Raw genomic sequence first — 2,094 nt, 5'->3', positions numbered from 1 at the left:
CCGACTGCCCGCCCCTCCGACCGCCCGACCAGGAGAACCAGCCGGTCATGGCCGCTCCGCCCGGCCCCGCAGGCGCTACCGGCCCCGCAGCGGGCCGCTTCTGCCGACTGCGCGAACGGCTGCGGGCACACCCCTACGCCGTAGACGCGCTGGTCGCCCTCGCCACCCTCGCCGCTGTCCTCTTCTCCGCCTCGACCGAGACCCGCGCCGCCGACGGCGAGCCGCACTTCGGGGGGCGCGAGCTGACCACCCAGACGGTGCTGCTCGCCGTGCTCGCCTGCGGAACGCTGGTGCTGCGCCGCCGCGCGCCGATGCCGGTGCTCTGCGTCACCGGCCTGATCTCCGTCGTCGCCTTCGCCATCGACCCGGCCGAGGGCGCCCCCAGCGACGAGCGGGCGCCCATCGTCCTCGCCGCCGTCATCGCGCTCTACACCGTCTCCAACCGGACCAGCCGCAGCACCAGCTGGCGGGTCGGCGCGGTCACCGTGGTCGCGCTCACCGCCGCCGGGGTGCTGTTCGGCGCCCGGCCCTGGTACTCGCAGCAGAACCTCGGCATCTTCGCCTGGACCGGCATGGCCGCAGCCGTCGGCGAGGCCGTACGCTCCCGGCGCGCGGTGGTCGACGCCATCCGGGAGCGCGCCGAGCGCGCGGAGCGCACCCGCGAGGAGGAGGCGCGGCGGCGCGTCGCCGAGGAGCGGCTGCGGATCGCCCGCGAGCTGCACGATGTCGTGGCCCACCACATCGCGCTCGTCAACGTCCAGGCGGGCGTGGCGTCGCACGTCATGGACCGGCGCCCGGACCAGGCCAAACAGGCCCTCGCCCATGTGCGGGACGCGAGCCGGCACGCGCTGTCCGAGCTGCAGACCACCGTCGGGCTGCTGCGCCAGTCCGGGGAGAGCGCCGCGCCCACCGAGCCGGCCCCCGGGCTGGCGGTGCTGGACGACCTGCTCGACGGCTTCCGCAAGACGGGGCTCCAGGTGGCGCTGGAGGCGCCGGTGCCGCCCGCCGGGCTGGGGCCGATCTCCTCGGCCGTGGATCTGACCGCCTACCGGGTGGTGCAGGAGGCGCTGACCAACGTGCAAAAGCACGTCGGCACCGAGGCGCACGCCGAGGTCCGGCTCCACAAGCGGCGGGGCGATCTGGAGATCACCGTGCTGGACGACGGCGCGGGCGTCGGCGCCGACGACGTGGACCCGCCCGGCGAGGGCAACGGCGGGCACGGCCTGGTCGGCATGCGGGAGCGGGCCGCGGCCCTGCACGGCCACTGCGAGACCGGTCCGCTCGACGAGGGCGGCTTCCGGGTGTACGTACGCTTGCCGCTGGAGCCCGCCCCGTCGCACGAGGAGACGTCCGCATGATCCGTGTTGTGCTCGCCGACGACCAGGCGCTGCTGCGGAGCGCCTTCCGCGTCCTGGTCGACTCCGAGCCCGATATGGAGGTCGTCGGTGAGGCGGCGGACGGGGACGAGGCGGTCGCCCTGGTCCGGGAGGAGGGCGCCGACGTGGTGCTGATGGACATCCGGATGCCGGGCACCGACGGGCTCGCCGCCACCCGGGCGATCAGCGCCGATCCCCGGCTGACCGGGGTCCGGATCGTCATCCTGACCACCTTCGAGGTCGACGACTACGTGGTGCAGTCGCTGCGCGCCGGGGCCTCCGGCTTCCTCGGCAAGGGCGCGGAGCCGGGCGAGCTGCTGTCCGCGATCCGCACGGCGGCGAAGGGCGAGGCGCTGCTCTCGCCCGCCGCGACGAAGGGCCTGATCGCGAGGTTCCTGGCGCAGGGCGCGGCGCCGGAGGGCTCGGGTGGCGGCGGCGAGGGCAACGGCGGCGGCGGAGCCCGGCTCGCCGCGCTCACCGGGCGGGAGCGGGAGGTGCTGGCCCTCGTCGGGGGCGGGCTGTCCAACGACGAGATAGCGGAGCAGCTCACCGTGAGCCCGCTGACGGTGAAGACGCATGTCAACCGGACGATGGCGAAGCTGGGGGCGCGGGACCGGGCCCAGCTGGTCGTCGCCGCGTACGAGAGCGGCCTGGTCCGCCCGGCGGGCGGCGCCTGAGCTTTCGGAGCCCGGGGTGTGTCCGGCGGATCTTGCCGGCC

2 protein-coding genes are annotated in these 2,094 nt (G+C 75.5%); both read left to right on the top strand.

From position 1 onward, the window contains the following. Window positions 1–47 precede the first annotated feature (47 nt). Window positions 48–1,358 carry a sensor histidine kinase gene (locus tag G5C65_RS36130; RefSeq protein WP_206442659.1) on the top strand — a complete coding sequence of 437 codons (1,311 nt, stop codon included), beginning with the start codon at window positions 48–50 and terminating at the stop codon, window positions 1,356–1,358. Then, window positions 1,355–2,053 carry a response regulator transcription factor gene (locus G5C65_RS36125; protein ID WP_165303281.1) on the top strand — a complete coding sequence of 233 codons (699 nt, stop codon included), beginning with the start codon at window positions 1,355–1,357 and terminating at the stop codon, window positions 2,051–2,053. Before G5C65_RS36130 ends, G5C65_RS36125 begins: the two co-directional genes overlap by 4 nt. Window positions 2,054–2,094 lie beyond the last annotated feature (41 nt).

It is taken from the genome of Streptomyces boncukensis (genome assembly GCF_011045075.1).
GTDB classification, from domain to species: domain Bacteria; phylum Actinomycetota; class Actinomycetes; order Streptomycetales; family Streptomycetaceae; genus Streptomyces; species Streptomyces boncukensis.
This window is presented reverse-complemented; position numbering and strand designations above follow the sequence as displayed.

Excerpts from the sequence above, each read along its gene's own strand:
- G5C65_RS36130 (WP_206442659.1), top strand. The coding sequence starts at position 48 with ATGGCCGCTCCGCCCGGCCCCGCAGGCGCTACCGGCCCCGCAGCGGGC.
- G5C65_RS36125 (WP_165303281.1), top strand. The coding sequence starts at position 1,355 with ATGATCCGTGTTGTGCTCGCCGACGACCAGGCGCTGCTGCGGAGCGCC.